At 53.0% G+C, this 18406-nt stretch carries 15 protein-coding genes; 3 read left to right on the top strand and 12 right to left on the bottom strand.

The window, feature by feature from the left end:
- Window positions 1-107 precede the first annotated feature (107 nt).
- Window positions 108-1328: a fosmidomycin MFS transporter gene (fsr, locus tag ACQ0PY_RS06395; protein ID WP_043001542.1), complete on the bottom strand. Its 1221-nt coding sequence runs from the start codon at window positions 1326-1328 to the stop codon at window positions 108-110.
- A 225-nt stretch (window positions 1329-1553) separates the two neighbouring features.
- Between fsr and ushA the strand changes: the two genes are divergently transcribed.
- Entirely contained in the window at window positions 1554-3206 is a 1653-nt protein-coding gene (gene ushA, locus ACQ0PY_RS06400; protein WP_109739959.1) for a bifunctional UDP-sugar hydrolase/5'-nucleotidase UshA, read from the top strand.
- A gap of 108 nt (window positions 3207-3314) precedes the next feature.
- On the opposite strand, the gene ybaK is transcribed toward ushA, so the two are convergent.
- From ybaK to copA, 3 genes are all read right to left on the bottom strand, one after another.
- Window positions 3315-3794 carry a Cys-tRNA(Pro)/Cys-tRNA(Cys) deacylase YbaK gene (gene ybaK, locus ACQ0PY_RS06405; protein ID WP_043001540.1) on the bottom strand — a complete coding sequence of 160 codons (480 nt, stop codon included), beginning with the start codon at window positions 3792-3794 and terminating at the stop codon, window positions 3315-3317.
- A 202-nt stretch (window positions 3795-3996) separates the two neighbouring features.
- On the bottom strand, window positions 3997-4791 hold the full coding sequence (locus tag ACQ0PY_RS06410; RefSeq protein ID WP_044258922.1) for a TraB/GumN family protein: 795 nt from the start codon (window positions 4789-4791) through the stop codon (window positions 3997-3999).
- A gap of 98 nt (window positions 4792-4889) precedes the next feature.
- Window positions 4890-7391, bottom strand: coding sequence for a copper-exporting P-type ATPase CopA (gene copA, locus ACQ0PY_RS06415; RefSeq protein ID WP_109739960.1), 2502 nt, complete (start codon window positions 7389-7391; stop codon window positions 4890-4892).
- A 292-nt stretch (window positions 7392-7683) separates the two neighbouring features.
- Between copA and ACQ0PY_RS06420 the strand changes: the two genes are divergently transcribed.
- On the top strand, window positions 7684-8790 hold the full coding sequence (locus ACQ0PY_RS06420) for an acyltransferase family protein (RefSeq protein WP_043001537.1): 1107 nt from the start codon (window positions 7684-7686) through the stop codon (window positions 8788-8790).
- Between the two features lie 286 nt (window positions 8791-9076).
- Here the strand turns inward: ACQ0PY_RS06420 and ACQ0PY_RS06425 are convergent, their stop codons facing one another.
- The 4 genes from ACQ0PY_RS06425 to ACQ0PY_RS06440 all read right to left on the bottom strand — a co-directional run bounded on the left by ACQ0PY_RS06425 (window position 9077) and on the right by ACQ0PY_RS06440 (window position 13376).
- Window positions 9077-9790, bottom strand: a complete 714-nt coding sequence (locus tag ACQ0PY_RS06425; RefSeq protein WP_043001536.1) for an MgtC/SapB family protein — start codon at window positions 9788-9790, stop codon at window positions 9077-9079.
- A gap of 61 nt (window positions 9791-9851) precedes the next feature.
- Window positions 9852-10835, bottom strand: a complete 984-nt coding sequence (locus ACQ0PY_RS06430) for a nucleoside hydrolase (protein WP_224788340.1) — start codon at window positions 10833-10835, stop codon at window positions 9852-9854.
- Between the two features lie 10 nt (window positions 10836-10845).
- Complete coding sequence (locus ACQ0PY_RS06435; RefSeq protein ID WP_044327899.1) at window positions 10846-11877, bottom strand: LacI family DNA-binding transcriptional regulator; 1032 nt, start codon at window positions 11875-11877, stop codon at window positions 10846-10848.
- Window positions 11878-11981: 104 nt separating this feature from the next.
- Window positions 11982-13376: an MFS transporter gene (locus ACQ0PY_RS06440; protein WP_109739962.1), complete on the bottom strand. Its 1395-nt coding sequence runs from the start codon at window positions 13374-13376 to the stop codon at window positions 11982-11984.
- A 374-nt stretch (window positions 13377-13750) separates the two neighbouring features.
- Between ACQ0PY_RS06440 and cueR the strand changes: the two genes are divergently transcribed.
- Window positions 13751-14161, top strand: coding sequence for a Cu(I)-responsive transcriptional regulator (cueR, locus tag ACQ0PY_RS06445; protein ID WP_109739963.1), 411 nt, complete (start codon window positions 13751-13753; stop codon window positions 14159-14161).
- On the opposite strand, the gene ACQ0PY_RS06450 is transcribed toward cueR, so the two are convergent.
- From ACQ0PY_RS06450 to ACQ0PY_RS06465, 4 genes are read right to left on the bottom strand one after another with little or no spacing between them, the layout of a single operon-like run.
- Window positions 14158-14874: a DUF3142 domain-containing protein gene (locus tag ACQ0PY_RS06450; protein ID WP_044265281.1), complete on the bottom strand. Its 717-nt coding sequence runs from the start codon at window positions 14872-14874 to the stop codon at window positions 14158-14160. The genes cueR and ACQ0PY_RS06450 overlap by 4 nt on opposite strands.
- Window positions 14844-16991 (bottom strand): PA5441 family protein, encoded by a 2148-nt coding sequence (locus tag ACQ0PY_RS06455; RefSeq protein ID WP_109739964.1) that lies wholly within the window; start codon window positions 16989-16991, stop codon window positions 14844-14846. Before ACQ0PY_RS06455 ends, ACQ0PY_RS06450 begins: the two co-directional genes overlap by 31 nt.
- A gap of 22 nt (window positions 16992-17013) precedes the next feature.
- On the bottom strand, window positions 17014-17472 hold the full coding sequence (locus tag ACQ0PY_RS06460; protein WP_043001530.1) for an NfeD family protein: 459 nt from the start codon (window positions 17470-17472) through the stop codon (window positions 17014-17016).
- Entirely contained in the window at window positions 17472-18386 is a 915-nt protein-coding gene (locus ACQ0PY_RS06465) for an SPFH domain-containing protein (protein ID WP_043001529.1), read from the bottom strand. The genes ACQ0PY_RS06460 and ACQ0PY_RS06465 overlap by 1 nt, the downstream gene beginning before the upstream one ends.
- Window positions 18387-18406: the final 20 nt, after the last annotated feature.

Genomic DNA, 18406 nt, shown 5'->3' on the forward strand with positions numbered 1-18406 from the left:
TGAGCTGAAAAAAGCACGGATCGGAAAACGAATGGGTTGTAGACAGAGCAAAGGCTTATGGCAGCAGGCTGAGAGGGCGGCTAAAGTTTAGCTTTAGCCGCAAAAACTCAGGCTTTATGCCGGTTATCAGGTAGGAATATGGTCAAGATCCCCAGAAGTGGCAGGAAAGCACAGATTTTATAGACTAACTCGATGCTGGTATGGTCAGCGAGCAGACCTAACACCGCGGCTCCCAGGCCACCCATCCCAAAGGCAAAACCAAAAAACAGACCAGAAACCATGCCGATACGACCCGGCAGTAGTTCCTGGGCATACACCAGAATGGCGGAAAACGCCGAGGCGAGAATAAAACCAATGATCACCGTTAAAATGCCGGTCCAGTGCAGAGTGGCATAAGGTAAAATCAACGTAAACGGCGCGACGCCGAGGATAGAGCCCCAAATGACATATTTTCTGCCAATCTTATCGCCTAAAGGCCCGCCAATTACCGTTCCTGCAGCAACCGCAAACAGGAAAGCAAAGAGGTGAAATTGCGCGTTTTGTACCGATAATCCGAATTTTTGCATCAGATAAAAGGTGTAATAGCTGCTGATGCTCGCCATATAGAAGTATTTCGAGAAAATCAGGATCAGCAGGACGCTGACCGCAAGCACCACCTTATTGCGCGGCAGTGGATTGATAATCGTTGCTTTTGGTTTCCCCTTGCTCATTCGATGCTGCGCGGCATACCAGCGGCTAATTTGCGCCAGCACAACAATGGCCAGCAGCGCCGCAAGAACGAACCAGGCCACATTACCTTTGCCGTAAGGGGCGATAATCACTGCCGCCAACAACGGACCGAGGGAGCTACCAAAGTTACCGCCCACCTGGAAGATGGACTGGGCAAGACCGTGGCGTCCGCCTGAGGCCATACGCGCCACACGGGACGATTCCGGGTGGAATACCGAAGAACCGGTGCCGACCAGCGCGGCAGCCAACAGCACGGTGCCAAAACTGCCGGCCATTGCCAACAGCACCAGACCGCTTAGCGTAAAGCACATGCCAATCGGCAGCGACCACGGCATCGGGTACTTATCGGTCCAGTAGCCAACCACCGGTTGTAGTAGCGAAGAGGCCAACTGGAAGGTCAGGGTGATCATCCCTATCTGCATAAAGGTCAGTGAAAATTCGGACTGTAATAGCGGATAGATCGCCAGAATTAACGACTGAATCATATCGTTAAGCAGATGTGAAAGGCTGATCGCGCCTAAAATGCCGAACGACGTGCGTGCCTTAGCGACTGGCGCGGACGCACCAGGTGCTGGCTGGGTTTGTTCACTCATTGCCATAGAAAGTCACTTCTGTCTGATTTGCGATGTATGCGCTTTATCCTTCACGCTACCCGGATGCAACGTGAATGATGTTGCGCACAGGGGAATATCGTCATTGTGATTATTACCTGACTAACATACCTGCGGACGAGGTTTGAAGGAAGTCTCAATTCTGAAAACTTATTCGACTATTATTTCAGATAATTGTAATTTCAGCCGAGTGAAGGAATCAGGGAGAGAAACATGAAATTTTTGAAACGGGGTGTGGCGCTGGCACTGTTCGCCGCATTCACGCTGGCAGGTCAGCCTGCTCAGGCTTATGAAAAAGATAAAACCTATAAAATCACCATTCTGCATACCAACGATCACCATGGCCATTTCTGGCGCAGCGAATACGGCGAGTACGGTCTCTCAGCGCAAAAAACGCTGGTGGACGGGATTCGTCGCGAGGTGGCTGCCGAAGGGGGCAGCGTCCTGCTGCTGTCCGGCGGTGATATCAATACCGGCGTACCCGAATCGGATCTACAGGATGCTGAGCCCGACTTTCGCGGGATGAACCTGATTGGTTATGACGCGATGGCGGTCGGTAACCACGAATTTGATAATCCGCTCACTGTCCTGCGTCAGCAGGAGAAGTGGGCGAAGTTCCCGTTTCTCTCAGCCAATATTTACCAGAAAAGTACCGGCGAGCGCCTGTTTAAACCTTGGGCCATTTTTAAACGCCAGGATTTGAAAATCGCGGTGATCGGTTTGACCACCGACGACACGGCGAAAATCGGTAACCCTGAGTTCTTCACCGATATTGAATTTCGCAAACCAGCGGAAGAGGCAAAGGTGGTGATTCAGGAATTGCAGATGAATGAAAAGCCGGACGTCATGATTGCCACCACTCATATGGGGCATTACGACAACGGCAACCACGGATCGAACGCACCGGGCGACGTTGAAATGGCGCGCAGTCTGCCAGAGGGCGCGCTGGCGATGATTGTGGGTGGTCACTCACAGGACCCGGTGTGCATGGCGGCGGAAAATAAGAAACAGGTGGATTACGTTCCCGGTACGCCGTGTGCACCGGACAAACAGAATGGTATCTGGATCGTGCAGGCTCATGAGTGGGGGAAATACGTGGGTCGCGCGGACTTTGAGTTCCGTAACGGCGAGATGAAAATGGTCAACTATCAGCTGATTCCGGTGAACCTGAAGAAGAAAGTGACCTGGGAAGACGGGAAAAGTGAGCACGTACTTTACACCCCGGAAATCGCGGAGAATGCGCAGATGCTCTCGCTGTTGTCACCGTTCCAGAATAAAGGAAAAGCGCAGCTGGATGTGAAAATTGGTGCGGTGAATGACCGACTGGAAGGCGATCGCAGCAAGGTCCGTTTTGTACAAACCAACATGGGGCATTTGATTCTGGCTGCGCAAATGGCGCGCACCGGTGCCGATTTTGGCGTCATGAGCGGCGGCGGCATTCGTGACTCGATTGACGGCGGGGATATCACCTATAAAAGCGTGCTGAAGGTTCAGCCATTCGGCAACGTTGTCGTATATGCCGACATGAACGGTAAGGATGTGACGGATTATCTGACGGCCGTGGCGCAAATGAAACCGGACTCCGGCGCCTATCCGCAGTTTGCCAGGGTTAGCTTTGTGGCAAAAGAGGGCAAGCTCAACGATTTGAAAATCAACGGCGAGCCGGTTGACCCGGCAAAAACCTACCGTATGGCGACGCTCAGCTTTAACGCGACCGGCGGCGACGGCTATCCGCGTATTGATAACAAACCGGGGTACGTCAACACCGGGTTTATTGATGCGGAAGTGCTGAAGGAATACATTCAGAAAAACTCACCGCTGGATGCCAGTGCGTATGAGCCGAAGGGGGAAGTTAGCTGGCAGTAACAGGGCGGAGTGCCGGATGGCGGTGCGGGCACCTTATCCGGCCTACAGGTTAGTGCGGTTTCCTGGCCTGATAAGCGTCGCGCTATCAGGCCATCATTCTATAATCACTTAATCCCGGCGGGCGATATCGGCGAATTCAGCCTCCAGAATCGCGGCTAAATCAACCGCCGCCAGTTCAATATCCAGCCCGCGTTTGCCGCCAGAGACAAAAATGGTGTCAAACGTCCGGGCTGGCGCATCAATCAGCGTCGGTAGACGTTTTTTTTGTCCCAGTGGGCTAATGCCGCCGACCAGATACCCGGTCGTGCGTTGCGCAACCAGCGGATCGGCCATATCGACCTTTTTCGCGCCGAGTGCTTTGGCGACTTTTTTCAGATCCAGTTGTCCGGCCACGGGCGTGACTGCAACCGCCAGATGTTTCATATCGCCATTCACCGCCACCAGCAGCGTTTTGTACACCTGATCGGCATTCAGCCCTAACTTGCGCACCACCTCATCGCCGAAGTTGGTCTCGGCGGGATCGTGGTCGTAGGTATGGATCCTGAACGTAATTTTGTTTTTTTCGAGTAATTTAACGGCGGGTGTCATAGCTATTTTTCCTGGCTAAACCAAATGACGAGTCAAGCATATCTCTAACGAATGTTCGAAATATAGTACCATCTTGCGCAATTATGTTGGCAGGATGCAGAGTTTGAGCGACAATCGACATACACCGTCGCATTAAGCGGCGGCATAATAATAATGATGAAATTCCTCTTTGACGGGCCAATAGAAATATTGGCCACTTTTTTTATCGCATCAGCTCCGGCAGATTTCCCTCTCCATAAAGGTGCAGCGCGCCGACGGCCACCACATAGCGACCCGCAGGCAGTGCCGCCAGACGATCCCGCCAGGCGATATTGCGTTGATGCATCAGCACATCGTACAGCGACTGACTGAAGGTGTTGGGAAGCGTCAGGTGATTGTCCTGCGGCGGGGAGTCAAGCCACCAGCTCATCATCTGTTGCAGTAGCCGGGCGTTGGTGTGCCAGTGCGTTAGTGTGTCCTCCAGCAGTGCCAGGCCGTTGTCTGGCAGTTCACACAACAGTGCAATCTGGCTGGCGGCACCTTCCAGTTCAATCACCGGTTTTTCTGCCTTTTTCGCGGCCTGCAACAGTTGATAATCAATACCGTATTCCGGGCGTAATCCCAACTGTTGCGCCTGGGTGGCCTGCAACACCATCGCGATTTGCCACAGCGGTTGTGTGGAAAACAGCGTCGGAGAGATCCCCAATTCATCGGTCGCGCGATGCAGATTGCGCAACTGCTCCTCGCTGATGCGCTCTTCCAGTGCGGCAAATTCGGGTAGATCGGCAAAAGGGCTGTCATTGCCGGAGACGTCGGCCTCAACAATTAGTGCATCGGCGCTGTTAAGCTTTTTGAGCAGTCTGGCAGGGAGAGGGGACATATCGCGACTGCCCATATGAATACTGCCAATCAGGTGGAAATGGCGGTTGCCGGGCAACGAAACATCAATGGCGGGCCAGGTATAGCGATTGCCGGATAGCGTAGCGAAGAATGTTTTTACCCGGTAAAACAGATCCATGCGACCTCCCTAATCAGAAGCCCATGCTAACGCGTGGCCCAGGGGTGTGCAATGTGTGAATTGCCGGATGGCGGCGCTAAAACGCCATCCGGCATCGCTTACTCTTTCGGTTTAAAGCGCAGCAGTCGGTTCGCGTTGCTCACCACGGTAATGGACGAGAGCGCCATCGCCGCACCGGCAACCACCGGGTTCAGCAACGTACCGGTAAACGGCCACAGAATACCGGCTGCAACAGGAATACCGATGCTGTTGTAGATGAATGCGCCAAGCAGGTTTTGCTTCATGTTTCGAAGCGTTGCGCGGGAAATAGACAGTGCATCTGCCACGCCCATCAGGCTATGACGCATCAGGGTAATTGCAGCGGTTTCGATAGCCACATCGCTGCCGCCGCTCATTGCGATCCCGACATCGGCTTGCGCCAGCGCCGGTGCATCATTGATGCCGTCACCGACCATCGCCACCTGACGCCCCTGGCTTTGCAGACGTTTAATGGCATCGGCTTTACCGTCCGGCAGAACGCCGGCAATCACCTCATCAATTCCCGCCTCTTTGGCGATGGCGTTAGCCGTCGTCGGGTTATCGCCGGTTAACATCACCAGACGATAGCCGGCGCGGTGCAGTCGCTGAAGGGCGGCCACGCTGTCGCTACGCAGCGGATCGCGCACGGCCAGCAGCGCTGCCGCTTTACCATCAATCGCCAGCAGCACCGGCGTAGCGCCCTGAGAAGCCTGGGCCGATATCTCGGTTTCCAGTTCGCGAGTGTCAACCTGCTGCTCGTTCAGCAGGGCCTGGTTGCCCAACAACAGCGTATGCCCTTCGGCTTCACCGCTAACGCCTAATCCACGCAGGGTGCGGAAACCGTTGACCTGCGGCAGTGCACCATCACCGGCTTTGTCGAGAATCGCTCGTGCCAGCGGGTGGCTGGAGCCTTGCTCAAGCGCCGCCGCCAGACGCAGCACCTGCGCCTCATCAGTCTCGCCTACAGTTTTAATCGCCACCACCTGGGGTTTGCCTTCGGTCAGTGTCCCGGTTTTGTCGAAGACCACGGTATCCAGAGTGCTGGCGCGCTGCAGCGCATCGGCATCACGCACCAGTACGCCAAACTCAGCCGCACGACCCACGCCGGAAATAATAGACATTGGTGTTGCCAGCCCCAGCGCACACGGACAGGCAATAATCAGTACTGTGGTTGCAATCACCAGGGTGTAGACAATTTGCGGCGCCGGGCCAAAGAAGTACCAGATACCCGCGCTGACCAGCGCAATCACGACCACAACCGGAACAAACACGGCGGAAATCTTATCGGCCATCTGACCGATTTCCGGCTTACTGCTCTGGGCCTGGCGCACCATACGGATAATGCGCGACAGCGTCGTATGGCTGCCGACTGCGCTGGCGCGGAACAACACGCTGCCATCCTGCACAACGGTACCGGCATGCACACTGTCGCCTTCCCCTTTTTGTTGTGGGATAGGTTCGCCGGTAAGCATCGCCTCATCCAGCCAGGCTTCGCCCTGGGTGATTTCACCGTCAACCGGTACGCGGTCGCCGGTGGTCAGACGCAACAGCATTCCCGGTTGAACCTCTGCCAGCGGTACGCTCTTTTCACCGTCTTCTGTCACCACTCGCGCCGTTGGCGGCGTGAGATCGAGTAATTTTTCCAGCGCCTTAGACGAGCGCTGACGCGCGCGGGCTTCCAGCATGTGTCCGAGGTTAATCAGACCAATGATCATCGCGCTGGCTTCATAATAAAGATGACGCGCTTCCATCGGGAACCACTGCGGCCACAGGTTGACGCTCATCGAGTACAACCAGGCTACGCCGGTGCCCAGCGCCACCAGGGTGTCCATCGTGGCGGTACCGTTCATCAGGCTCTTCCACGCGCTGCGATAAAAATGGCCGCCTGCAAAAACCATCACGGCGAGCGTCGCCAGACCTATCGCCAGCCACAGGCTGCGGTTGTCGGCGGTCACCATCATGTTATCGCCCATCATCCCCCAGACCATCACCGGCACACCCACCAGCAGGGCGACAATCGCCTGCCAACGGAAGCGTTTCATTGTCGCGACGGCGGTTTCCTGCTGGCGCTCACGGCGTTTGAGATCGTCTTCAATCGCCTCCGCGCCATAGCCGGCTTTTTCCACCGCCTGGACTAAATCGGCGGCGGACGCACTGCCCATCACCAGCGCAGTACGTTCCGCGAGGTTTACCCGTGCCTGCGTGACCCCGGGAACGCTTTGCAGCGCATTTTGTACCTGGGAAACACAGCTGGCGCAGCTCATGCCGCTTAACAGCAGCTGTTGGCTCTCATCTTCAGCCGTCGCTGCCGGAAGCTCAGGAGGGACCGCTGCCAGTGCTTCCGACGGGATTGATGACTCCGCCAGCGGTTTAGCCTTTGGGTGGCTTAACTCTGCGCCGTAACCGGCTTGTTTGATGGTGTCGATAAGCGCTTCGGCGCTGGCAGTGCCGGTGACGTGCGCTTCAGTCACGGTAACCTCAGCCTGTTCAACATCCGGGCATTGTTCAAGACTCTCTTTTACGCGTTTGACGCAGTGACCGCAGGACAGGCCGTCCAGGGTCAGGTTGATAGTGTGAGACATCTCTTCACTCCTTTATTACAGGGATTAACTGACTGTGATAAAGGTTAAACCTTCCAGCAAGGGGAAGGTCAAGTGTTTAAATTGCTGATTGAAAGGGATTTTAAAATCAGTGTCCACATAGCGTCTACACTTCGACAAAAGTGTCCACATTACAATGACAAAGCCTCGCTATGCAGCGAGCTTCTCTGTGACATCGCTGTGAGCCGACACGTAAGTCACGACAGTGATGATTCATCATTGATAAAAGAGATGTTAATATCCACAAAAGTCATGAGATTAAACAAGAAAAATAATGAAATATATACTTGAATACGGATTCTATCTTAGCATATTAATTGTGACCGTTTTTATTACATCGAAGTCTCTGGGTATTAAACCGCAAAAGCATAAGTATGCCGCACTTGATGGTTTGCGCGGAATTTGTGCTGCCATGGTTGCCGTCTTTCATTTATACTGGCGAGCTGGCGGGGAATCTGATTTCTATTGGTCTCTTGATTACATTACTATAAGTAATGTTAAAAGAGCTATATATTTAACCGGTGAGTTATCTGTTGGTGTTTTTTTTATGCTTTCCGCATTTCTATTTTTCAGAAAAGCACTTGCAGAATCATTCAATGTTAAAGATTTCGCTATTTCACGGTTTATGAGGATATACCCACCAGTAATTGCAACGTTGTTTATTATCTACATTACAACATTTATCATGAATGTGGGTGGACACACTCCTGTTTGGGAATGGTTTATATCTTCACTTCCTTTTATTTTCAAAGCCCCCGGAGCAAATATCAATGGTATGTCTCTCCAAATTGCCACGTCTGGTGTTTTTTGGACATTGGTGTGGGAATTACGCTTGTACTTTGCGATACCACTTATATATCTAATTATGAAAAAAATAAAGTATAAGGAAGTATTTGTCGTTTCTCTAATGGTGCTTGTCTTAGGTTATAAGTATCTCATTGGTAATGAGCAATACTTGAGTTATATCATGTACTTTCTTGCGGGTTTCTTGGTTGCAACAATAAAAACCAACAAAAGACCGTCAGATCTAATATGCGTGTTGTTGCTTTTTTTAGCCTTGTATTTTACCAGGCATGCTTATAACACAACGACTCCACTTTATATGTTTATTGTGTTTTATACAATTAAGTGCGGGTGTGATTACTTTGGATTGCTAACTTCACGTCCCATTACTATGCTTGGAACATGTAGCTTTTCTCTTTATTTGATACATGGGATTACTCAAACAATATCAAAACATTATTTATATAATTATGGCGATTATATTTGGCAAATTTGCGCCATGATTACAGCGGGTATAGTTGCGCCTGTTATGTATAAGTATGTAGAGAGTCGAAGCACTGTGCGCAAGAAGCAGTACGAGCAGACAGCAGAGCAATAAGCTTTTCCTTTTGCCTTGTGTTGTGCAGGCATCAGTACGTTGTCAGCGCAAAACTGCGCTAGCGGGCGCGGTTTTGCGCTACACTGCACTATTTACTGGATGCAGTGAGCTACAATCCCCTAAGTGGAATGTCCACATTGTGTCCACACTCTGGAGGCAATACGGGGGTTTTGAGGGCTAGTTAAGTCTGTAAAATGCTGAATTGGCGCAGTATCTTACGTTGCTGCGCCACTTGAAAACCTTCCAGCAAGGGGAAGGTCAAGGGATTTGTTTTCACCCTGTTTTTTTAATGTTCCAGTGCGATGGCGCAGACATGTTCGAGGGTGGAAAGGTTGTTGTAAAGTTCCGGTAAGGTCATTTTTTTTCTAATCACGACTTTAAGATTAACCTCTATTTTCCCCTTTTTGACATCGCGGATGGTGATAGCTTCAATAATGTTTTTTTGCTGATTAATACTTTCCACCAGCGTTTGTAGCCCTGATTTTTCGTCAAGAATAATGCGAATCTTAACTTTACCGGGCAATTGATTTTTAGTTTGTAAAAAGATGACAAAATAGCTGAGCTTTATGGCCAGCAGGAACAAGCCTGTGGCAAGAAGCGCATGCATATAAAAACCGGCGCCACTGGTAATTCCCACTCCCGCAGAAGCCCATACAATGGCTGCGGTTGTCAGCCCGGAGATGGCGTCGTCATGGCGATGAAGGATAACACCTGCACCGAGAAAGCCTACGCCGCTGATAATTTGTGCGGCCAGGCGCATCGGATCGCTACGTATATTCATCGAGATTTCCGCGTAATACTCTGCTGACTGAATAGAGACGATGGTCAGAACGCAGCTGGCGACGGAAATAATGACGCACGTTTTAAATCCGACAGGCTTTCCTTTCGATTCTCTTTCAAGACCGATGATCCCGCCGAGGATAAAAGCGACGCAAATTTTGCCCAGCGTAATTAACAGAGATTCTCCTTCACCGAATAAGAGGAAGGATAACGTATTCATATTTCCTCCGGAAAACTCACCTCAAACAGCGTAAAAAGGTCTCCTTTTCTGACCCGTAACGCTAGGCGCGGTAGGTATGGATATAGTGCTCAATCAGCGAAAGAAGACGCCGGTTATCGATGCTCTGCAGAATTTTTACCCGCGCACCTTTTGGTTCAGGGATCCCTACATTGAGACGCAACGTGTCACGTCCATAGCGACAGGTCATACCGCGCGTGATGCCTTCCAGAGAGACATCCAGGTAATCTTCCTCCATTGTTGCCAGAGAGGGGTCCAGTAACCAGGCAACGGTTAACGCATCATGGATCCAACATCCGGGCAGATGGCGGGTTTGCATCGAGTAGGTGATCCACGGGCGAATGGTTTGCGCCAGATAACGGCTAAGCCCGTTTTCTGTTTTTGCCAGACGATCCAAATCGGCGTGAAGCATTTGAGTTTTCGTTGTCACATCCATCGGGACCAGCGTGACGGGGGCGCCGCTGGTAAGCACCGCATGAGCCGCCTCAGGATCCAGACCAAAATTGGTATCTTTCAGGTAGCCCGGCACATTGAATACGCCGCCCATAACAACGATATTTTTGACCGCGTGAACAATCTGCGGGTAAAGCTGCAGGGCAATGGCCACATTGGTGAGTGGACCGGTAGCAACCAACGTGATTTCACCAGGGTTATTACAGATGAGTTCACCTATCGCCTCGGGTGCATGGGGGGGCACCTGCTGGCACAATGCCGGGGCAGGAACTTCCGACCAGAGTTGCCGTAAGCCAAACTGATCGACACCCTGATCCAGTTTTTCACGCCAGGGAAGCGGATCTTCCCGGAGCGCACGCGAGGCTCCACGGTAAACAGAAACGGGAATATCCAATTGCGCAATGAGATCTTTAGCGACGGCATATCCCACGTCTGCCGGTGTATTTCCTGCGACAGTGGTGATCATCTCCAGAGTGATTTGCGGAGCGGCAATCGCCAGCGCCAGCGCCAGACCGTCATCAATATTCGCGCCGGGAATGCCATTGCCTGGATCGCAGTCAATTATGATACGCATCGATGTATTTTCACGTTGTCTCGGGTTGTACTTCATGTCCCTGGCAGCCACACGATTCTCCTGTTCGTAAATAAAACTCAAATTCAACGCGGCGAACCTCTCCATCCCAATTTTTCAGCATGTCAATTGCCGCACGGGCCATCTTATCGACCGGTTGCAGAACGGCGGTCAAAGAAGGGACGTTGTAAGCCGATTCATGTGTTGCGTTAAAACAGACCAGTGCAACATCGTCAGGGACGCGCAGCCCATGTTCCGCCAGGGCGCGTAAGCAACCCAGTGCCTGCTGTTCATTCGTCGCGAACAACGCGCGCGGTGGCTGGCGTTGCAGCATACGTTTTGTCGCCTCGTAACCTCCGGCGCGGGTATAGTTGGTCGAAAAAATCCATGAAGGATTGACCATTAGCGATGAGGCTTCCAGCGCCTGCTGCCAGCCCCGGATACGATCCTGAGTATTCAGCATTTCACGCGGGCCACAGATGATGCCGATGTCGCGGTATCCGTGATCAATCAGATGTTGGGTTACCTGCATCGCCGCCTGTTGTTCATCAACCTGGATAACGCTGACGTTAAGTCCAGGATCCACGCGATCGAGCATAACGCAGGGCGTACCGCTCTCCTGAATCAAATTGATATAAGGATGGCGATCCACACTGGTGTAGATCAGCCCGTCAACCTGGCGGTGCAACATATTATTAATCAGTTCACGTTCACGGCAGCTGCTGTCGCCTGCATCACCCAGCAGGAGTACTTTGCCATCAGCAAATGCTTCGTGTTGCAGAGCATGAGCCATAGAGGCGATAAACGGGTTCGAGATATCCGGTGCGACAAGCCCATAAGTTTGTGTACTCCCTGAAGCCAGCGCACGCGCGATGCCATTGGGTCGATAGCCGGTTTTCTTAATGGCCTGTAGTACACGTTGCCGGGTCGCTTCGGCAACGGGACGTGGACCATTATTAATAACGTAACTAACGACAGCGACGGACGTTCCCGCTTCTTTTGCCACGTCAGAACGTGTTACGCGTTGCGAATGTGATTGAGTCACGAGGCACCTACCTGATTGCGTTCAGAGTGATTTTTTCCAGACAGCATAAGGCGTTATGACCCAAAAATCTTTGGTAAAGAACGCGCATCTCACGTTCTCTGGCCTCAAATTGCATCCTCGGGTAAGTTAAGATCCCGTCCACGGGTTTCTGGTGCAAAGAACGTGGTTACCAGTCCAATTGTGGCCATCAGAGCGAAATAGAGAGCGATTGGCCACCAGTGCCCATAAAACGAGAGCAATGCCGAGGCGATAAGTGGCGCTGTCCCGCCAGACATAATCGAACCGAGCTCTTTTGCAAATGCCATTTTGGTATAACGATTCTTGACACCGAAAAGCTCAACGCCCCATGCAGCCTGAACACCAAAAATACCCAGTGACGCGATTCCCATCCCGGTAATGATCGTTGGGATGACAATCCATGGCTCACGAGAATCCAGCAGCATGAATGCCGGAAAAGCATACAGGAGCAGTAACAAGCAGAACCAACGATAGACGATCCGTCTGCCGAATCGATCGGAAAGCCAGCCCGCCAGAGGAATAATGGCAAATCCCAGAACCGATGCGATAAACACCGCCACGGTCGGCACTGATTTATCCACCATCAGCACTTTAGCGACATAGCCAATGATAAATCCCTGTGCCAGGTAGGAGGGGCCATTCTCGCCAATGCGTAAGCCGACCATGGTCCAGAACGCACGGGTCCGTTTCCAGAAGCTACGTGTATCATGCTGTTGCTGCGCTTTTCCCTCGCGAAGAACCTTTTCTCGCTCGGCCTGCAGGAGGGCCTTTTGACGTTCAAAAACGGGCGTTTCACGCATATGGCGACGAATGAATAGCGCAGCAGCGGCGATAAGAATGCTGCAAAGAAAAGGAATACGCCATCCCCAGCTTAATAAGTCATCTTTGTCCATTTGCAGGACGATGAGCCAAACCAACGAAGCCAGTAATGTTCCGCTGTTTGAGCCCAGCGCGATAATCGAGGAAACCAGCCCACGGCGTTTAACGGGAGCATATTCACCGAGCATCACGGTACCCCCTGAAAGTTCCGCTCCGGCCCCCAGGCCCTGAGAAAATCGAAGGATAACCAGGCATACCGGCGCCCAGACGCCAATCTGGGCGTAGCTGGGGATCAAACCTATTAACATGGTCGACATGCCCATCAATCCAATCGTGATAACCATGACAATCTTCCGACCATGTTTATCGCCTATCCAGCCGAACAGAAGCGCACCGATGGGGCGAGCAATAAACCCAACGGAATAGGCGGCAAAGCTGGAAAGTAACGCCATGACAGGTGTCGCTTCCGGAAAAAAGACATCGCCAAAGATAATGCCTGCGGCAAGGCCGTACAGGGCAAAATCGGCATACTCCATCGTGGTGCCTAACCAGCAGGAAAATGTCGCTCGCCAAAATTCGCGGCGTCCTTCGGGGGTTTCCAGCCGCTCCTGAGCGGCTTGTTGGTTATCCGTCAGGGGAACAGAGGATGAATGCGTGTTCATAAGAACTCCTTGAAGTTATCTGTCGACATACGTCGCAGGCTTGTGCTCTTCACGTTCTACTCGAGTAGATATTATATTTTTACCGGAGATTAATAAATCTACCCGCGTAGAATGATCAAGTAAAAGAGTTAAAATTGCGAAAGCGATCACTTATAACAGGCAATTGTTACAGAAAAAGGTACGCCTGCTTCGATGTTCTTCACTGTTTATGAAGTACGAACGTTCGACGGTTCCGGAAATGTGAAAGTGGCAGTGGTAACGCCCGCGACCTGTGAAGTGACAGGAGGTTACTGGCATCTATTGGATGGGTGTGTGGTGTCAGCCACAAGTACGTTATAATGACACCATGCCATAGCTTAAGGTGCGGAGGACGTGTGAATATCAGCGATGTAGCAAAAAAAACCGGTTTAACCAGTAAAGCGATCCGCTTTTATGAAGAAAAAGGGCTGGTCACGCCGCCGCTGCGTGGTGAAAACGGTTATCGCACCTACGGGCAACAGCATCTCAATGAACTGACGCTGCTGCGCCAGGCGCGCCAGGTCGGATTCAACCTTGAAGAGTGCGGTGAACTGGTAAATCTGTTCAACGATCCGGGGCGTCACAGCGCGGATGTCAAAAAGCGGACGCTGGAGAAAGTGGCTGAAATTGAGCGCCATATCAGCGAATTACAGTCAATGCGCGTACAGTTGCTTGCGCTGGCGGAGTCGTGTCCGGGCGATGACAGCGCGGAATGCCCTATTATTGATAACCTTTCTGGCTGTTGCCACCACAAGACGCAGGTTTAACGCGCGTCGGGATTAAGCATAAAGACCACCGTGCCGCGATACCACGGGGATGTGCGTAACTGCGCTTCCGCCTGGCTGTCCCGCTTACCGTGCTGTACCAGACCAAGCTTAAAGGGAATTCGCAAGCGGGAGAGGGCGGGCAGGTAGTCCTGATAATTCGTCACCGTGTGCCGTCCCTGATAGCTCTGCACTACCAGTTCATCGATTGGCAGCGCGTTCAGCGTTGCAATGTCACCGGTTTTCGCCCAGTCCAGCAATCCGGTTACCCCAAGAGCAAAATCGGGTGGCAGTTGTTGGCGCAATACCCGCAGAAAGCGGGCGTAGTCGGCGAGTTGATGCGTCGCGGCGTCAAAATCGACCTGTAGCCCTACCACCTGATTTCCCGCCCCCTGCCAGCGCTGCATCAGCCGCACGATGCGTGCCGGAATCGCGTCCGGAACGTCGAGCGTGGTAAAGCGCACGGTAAGCCAGATGGACGGAAACGTCAGGCGGCTGACGGGAAGCCCCAGACGCTGAAACTCCGCGCCCTTTGCCCGCATCAATACTTCCCCCTGATGCAGATAGACCGTTTGGGCGCCTCTCAGTTCATCGCTGGCTTTCACCCCTGACCAGAGCCAGAAGGCGGGATGTTCACGGGCGATAACCGTCTCATCCGCCTGCGCCTGTCCCGCCAGTAGCGCGATTACCAGTAGTATTTGAGTTTTTGCGCCCACGGACTGCCCGGATACTGGGTTTTCAACTGCGTGAACCAGCCTTTGCGCTGCTGTTTGTCCACCTCTTCTCCGCCACACTCATTCGTGCCGGACGGGGCGTAACACATGATGGCGCGATACAGTGCGTAACTTCTGTCTTCGTGCTCGGCTTTTGGCGAGGTGATGACCTGCTGGTAGTAACTCTGGCGATCATACTGCCCAACCGGACGCTTGCGGTCGATAGCGGTCTCCAGCACGCCATTCCCTGCGCTGTCTTTCCACAAATCGACATGGGTTTGTGACGTGCGGAAGAACTCACCCAGACAGTTCAGCGCATGGGCATCATCGGGATTTTTGCTCAGCGTGCCGACGGTCTCATTGAGGCTGCGGCACACGTAACCGACTTCAGCGGCGTCACCGTTCCAGTCAAACGTGCTCAGATTGACGTCGTCGAATGCTTCGCCTATCACCGGCTGTGTGATGGCGCTGGCGAGTTTGCGGTCCTGCAGCCAGTCGCTAAAGCGGTTTTCTGTGAGATCGCGCACCAGCAGCGTATGCAGCGCGATAGTGCGTTCTTCGTTATTCGGTCCCTGGCTGACCTGCTGACGCAACTGTTCAGGCGTCGCCACGGTTTTCAGTACCCGGGAACGATAACGCAGGTTGGTGACCGCGCTGTCCGGGGCAAAAACCGCCTCCGTATCGCCACTGTACACCAGCGTGGCCGCCAGTTTTGCCTGCACATACTGCTGCTGTTCGTTATCCTGGCTCAGCTTCAGCAATGTCGACCAGAAATCACGCGCTTCTGACCACTGCTTTTGACCCATCAGCGCGTTACCGTAGAGAACCTGTTCGCTGAAAGCGAGGATATCGTGAGCCGGAAGTTGTTTCGCCGGGGTAACCGCCTGAAGAATCGCAGCATTGTTTTCTGTCGCCAGCCACAGGTTGAGTTGCAGATCGCGCCACAGCGGCAGTTTTCCGCTTTTTTCAAAAACCGGTTTGCTGGCATCCAGGTTAGCCTGCGTCAGGGTTGGCTTCTGGTCGCTGTTCAGACGAAGGGCGCGTAGCATCTCGGTATAGCTGACGAGAGGGGCGTCGGCGAACGCCTCCTGTACCGATTGATCGTAAAACTGCCTGCCATAGACATTATCGTATTCAATCACCCGGTTTCGCAGCGTCTGCGCATCGGCGGCCTGCCGGAATGCCTGCTCATACAATCCTGCAAGCGACGCCCAGTCCTGCAAATACCAGTGGATGCGACGCAGCATGCCGTGTGCGGAATCGGCATAGCGGCCTTCAGGCCAGCGCTGGAGATAGGTTTGCGCCTCTTTTTGCGCGAGTAAGGCGTCTTCACGGTTTATTCGCGCGATATCAAAATCGCCATATTCGCCGACGCTGTTCTGGCTGCTTTTGTTCAGCGCTGTGCGCATCAGCATATATTGCGCGGTTTCCGCCAGCCACGGGCGATCGCTCTTAAGCAGCGACGTGAAGGCCTGCGCCGCGCTTTCGTATTCACCCGCGTAAAAATGGGCTGCGGCGATCAGATAGGTTTTATACGCCAGGGCAGGTGAGTCCGCCGGGAGCGTAGTGAGAGAGGCCGTGATTTGCTCTGCGCTGGCCCCGGAATAGAGTCCCAGACGTGCCTGCGCCAGCGCCTGCTTTTGTTCTGCTGTCAGCGTAGCATCGCTCAGTAGCGCGGCAAAAAACTGACTGACGCTGTCGGCATTATTGGAGACAAAACGGTTTTCCTGCTCACCGTCGTGGTTGAATTCAACCGCCGCTACCTGCAGCGTTGCCATCTGCTGGGCGAGTGTATTGGGTGCATTCTGCGTTTGTGCAGGCGAGTCCGTGCGGACATCATCGTCATCCCACTGCGGGTGATAAGCAAAATAGAAATCGCGTGAGCGGGTGATATCCGCAGGCATCGACTGAACGGGCACAGCAAACGACTTTGCCTCACTCAGCAGACGCAACAGGTTATCGCGTGAATCATTATCGGGCGTCAGAATAGGGGCGCCTTTTAGCAGACAGCGCGCGTCGCTCCAGGTGCAGTCTGCGATATCAAACGAGGCGAATGCCTGAGGGGCGGCGCTCGCCAGTAATGCACAAAAGCTAAATGCCAGAGGCGTCTTCCTGACCATCATGCGATTCCTGTCATCGGTTTTATCGGGTAAGGGGTCTGATATAGAGCGTGATGCCTTCAACGGCAATCACTTCAACGTGCGTGCCGGCGGGCAGATCGTCGCTGGCGTTGACCGGCCATGAACTGTCGCCAACACGCATGTGTCCACGACCATTGACCAGAGACGACTCCAGGACAAACCGACGGCCGACCAGTTGCTGGCCGCGCTGGTTGAGCTGACTGTCTGCCGGTTTTTGTTCACGAACGCGTTTCGCCATCCACTTCCACCAGAACCAGGCGGCAAGCAGCGTTAAGACGGCAAAGATAACACCCTGCCATTCCCAGTCGACGGGCAACAGCCAGACCAGAATGCCGGTAATGACCGCCGCGACGCCGCTCCACAACAGATAACCGTTGCCGCCCAACATCTCAGCGGCCAGAAGCAGACCGCCAAGGCTGAGCCAGAAAATATGGGGATGCCCCACAATCATCTCGATCATTATTTATTCCGTTCGCTGGCGCTGTCCTTGATCAGTTCAGTGATCCCGGCAATGGAACCCATCAGGCTGCTGGCATCCAGTGGCATCATCACCACTTTACTGTTACTGGACGAGCCGATTTGCTGTAGCGCTTCGGTATATTTCTGCGCCACAAAGTAATTCACCGCCTGAATATCACCGGAGGCGATCGCTTCAGACACCATTTTGGTCGCGCGAGCTTCCGCTTCAGCGGAACGTTCGCGGGCTTCTGCCTGTAAGAAGGCGGATTGACGTTCCCCTTCAGCTTTCAGGATCTGCGACTGTTTTTCCCCTTCGGCCTTAAGGATTTCTGCCTGGCGCACCCCTTCGGCTTCCAGAATATACGCACGTTTAGTACGTTCCGCTTTCATCTGGGCGTTCATGGAGGAGATCAGTTCAGCCGGTGGGCGGACATCGCGAATCTCGATACGCGTGACTTTAATGCCCCAGGGATTGGTGGCCTCATCGACGATATGCAGCAGTCGGGTATTGATGCTGTCACGCTGGGAGAGCATTTCATCAAGCTCCATCGACCCCAGAACGGTACGGATGTTGGTCATAGTGAGGTTGATGATCGCCAGTTCCAGATTGCTGACCTCATAGGCCGCACGCGGCGCGTCAATCACCTGAATAAAGCAGACGGCATCAATGGTGACGTTGGCGTTATCTTTCGAGATCACTTCCTGCGAGGGAATATCCAGCACCTGCTCCATCATATTGATTTTGCGTCCAATCCGGTCCATGAACGGCACAACGATGCTTAAGCCCGGTTGCAGCGTTTTGGTATAGCGGCCAAATCGCTCTACCGTCCACTGATACCCCTGGGGAACAATTTTCACGCCGGCGCCGACGATGACCAGCGCGACAAAAATGAGAATAGGAATAACAATAAGCATTGAAAAACCTCCTGTTGAAC

Source organism: Citrobacter sp. LST-B2, from assembly GCF_057983045.1.

What these genes read in the sequence shown, in the direction of transcription:
- ACQ0PY_RS06455 (WP_109739964.1), bottom strand. Translation starts at nt 16,991, where the DNA reads ATGGTCAGGAAGACGCCTCTGGCATTTAGCTTTTGTGCATTACTGGCG.
- ACQ0PY_RS06425 (WP_043001536.1), bottom strand. Translation starts at nt 9,790, where the DNA reads ATGAATACGTTATCCTTCCTCTTATTCGGTGAAGGAGAATCTCTGTTA.
- ACQ0PY_RS06410 (WP_044258922.1), bottom strand. Translation starts at nt 4,791, where the DNA reads ATGGATCTGTTTTACCGGGTAAAAACATTCTTCGCTACGCTATCCGGC.
- ACQ0PY_RS06465 (WP_043001529.1), bottom strand. Translation starts at nt 18,386, where the DNA reads ATGCTTATTGTTATTCCTATTCTCATTTTTGTCGCGCTGGTCATCGTC.
- ACQ0PY_RS06440 (WP_109739962.1), bottom strand. Translation starts at nt 13,376, where the DNA reads ATGAACACGCATTCATCCTCTGTTCCCCTGACGGATAACCAACAAGCC.
- ACQ0PY_RS06430 (WP_224788340.1), bottom strand. Translation starts at nt 10,835, where the DNA reads ATGCGTATCATAATTGACTGCGATCCAGGCAATGGCATTCCCGGCGCG.
- ybaK (WP_043001540.1), bottom strand. Translation starts at nt 3,794, where the DNA reads ATGACACCCGCCGTTAAATTACTCGAAAAAAACAAAATTACGTTCAGG.
- copA (WP_109739960.1), bottom strand. Translation starts at nt 7,391, where the DNA reads ATGTCTCACACTATCAACCTGACCCTGGACGGCCTGTCCTGCGGTCAC.
- ACQ0PY_RS06420 (WP_043001537.1), top strand. Translation starts at nt 7,684, where the DNA reads ATGAAATATATACTTGAATACGGATTCTATCTTAGCATATTAATTGTG.
- ACQ0PY_RS06460 (WP_043001530.1), bottom strand. Translation starts at nt 17,472, where the DNA reads ATGATCGAGATGATTGTGGGGCATCCCCATATTTTCTGGCTCAGCCTT.
- fsr (WP_043001542.1), bottom strand. Translation starts at nt 1,328, where the DNA reads ATGGCAATGAGTGAACAAACCCAGCCAGCACCTGGTGCGTCCGCGCCA.
- ushA (WP_109739959.1), top strand. Translation starts at nt 1,554, where the DNA reads ATGAAATTTTTGAAACGGGGTGTGGCGCTGGCACTGTTCGCCGCATTC.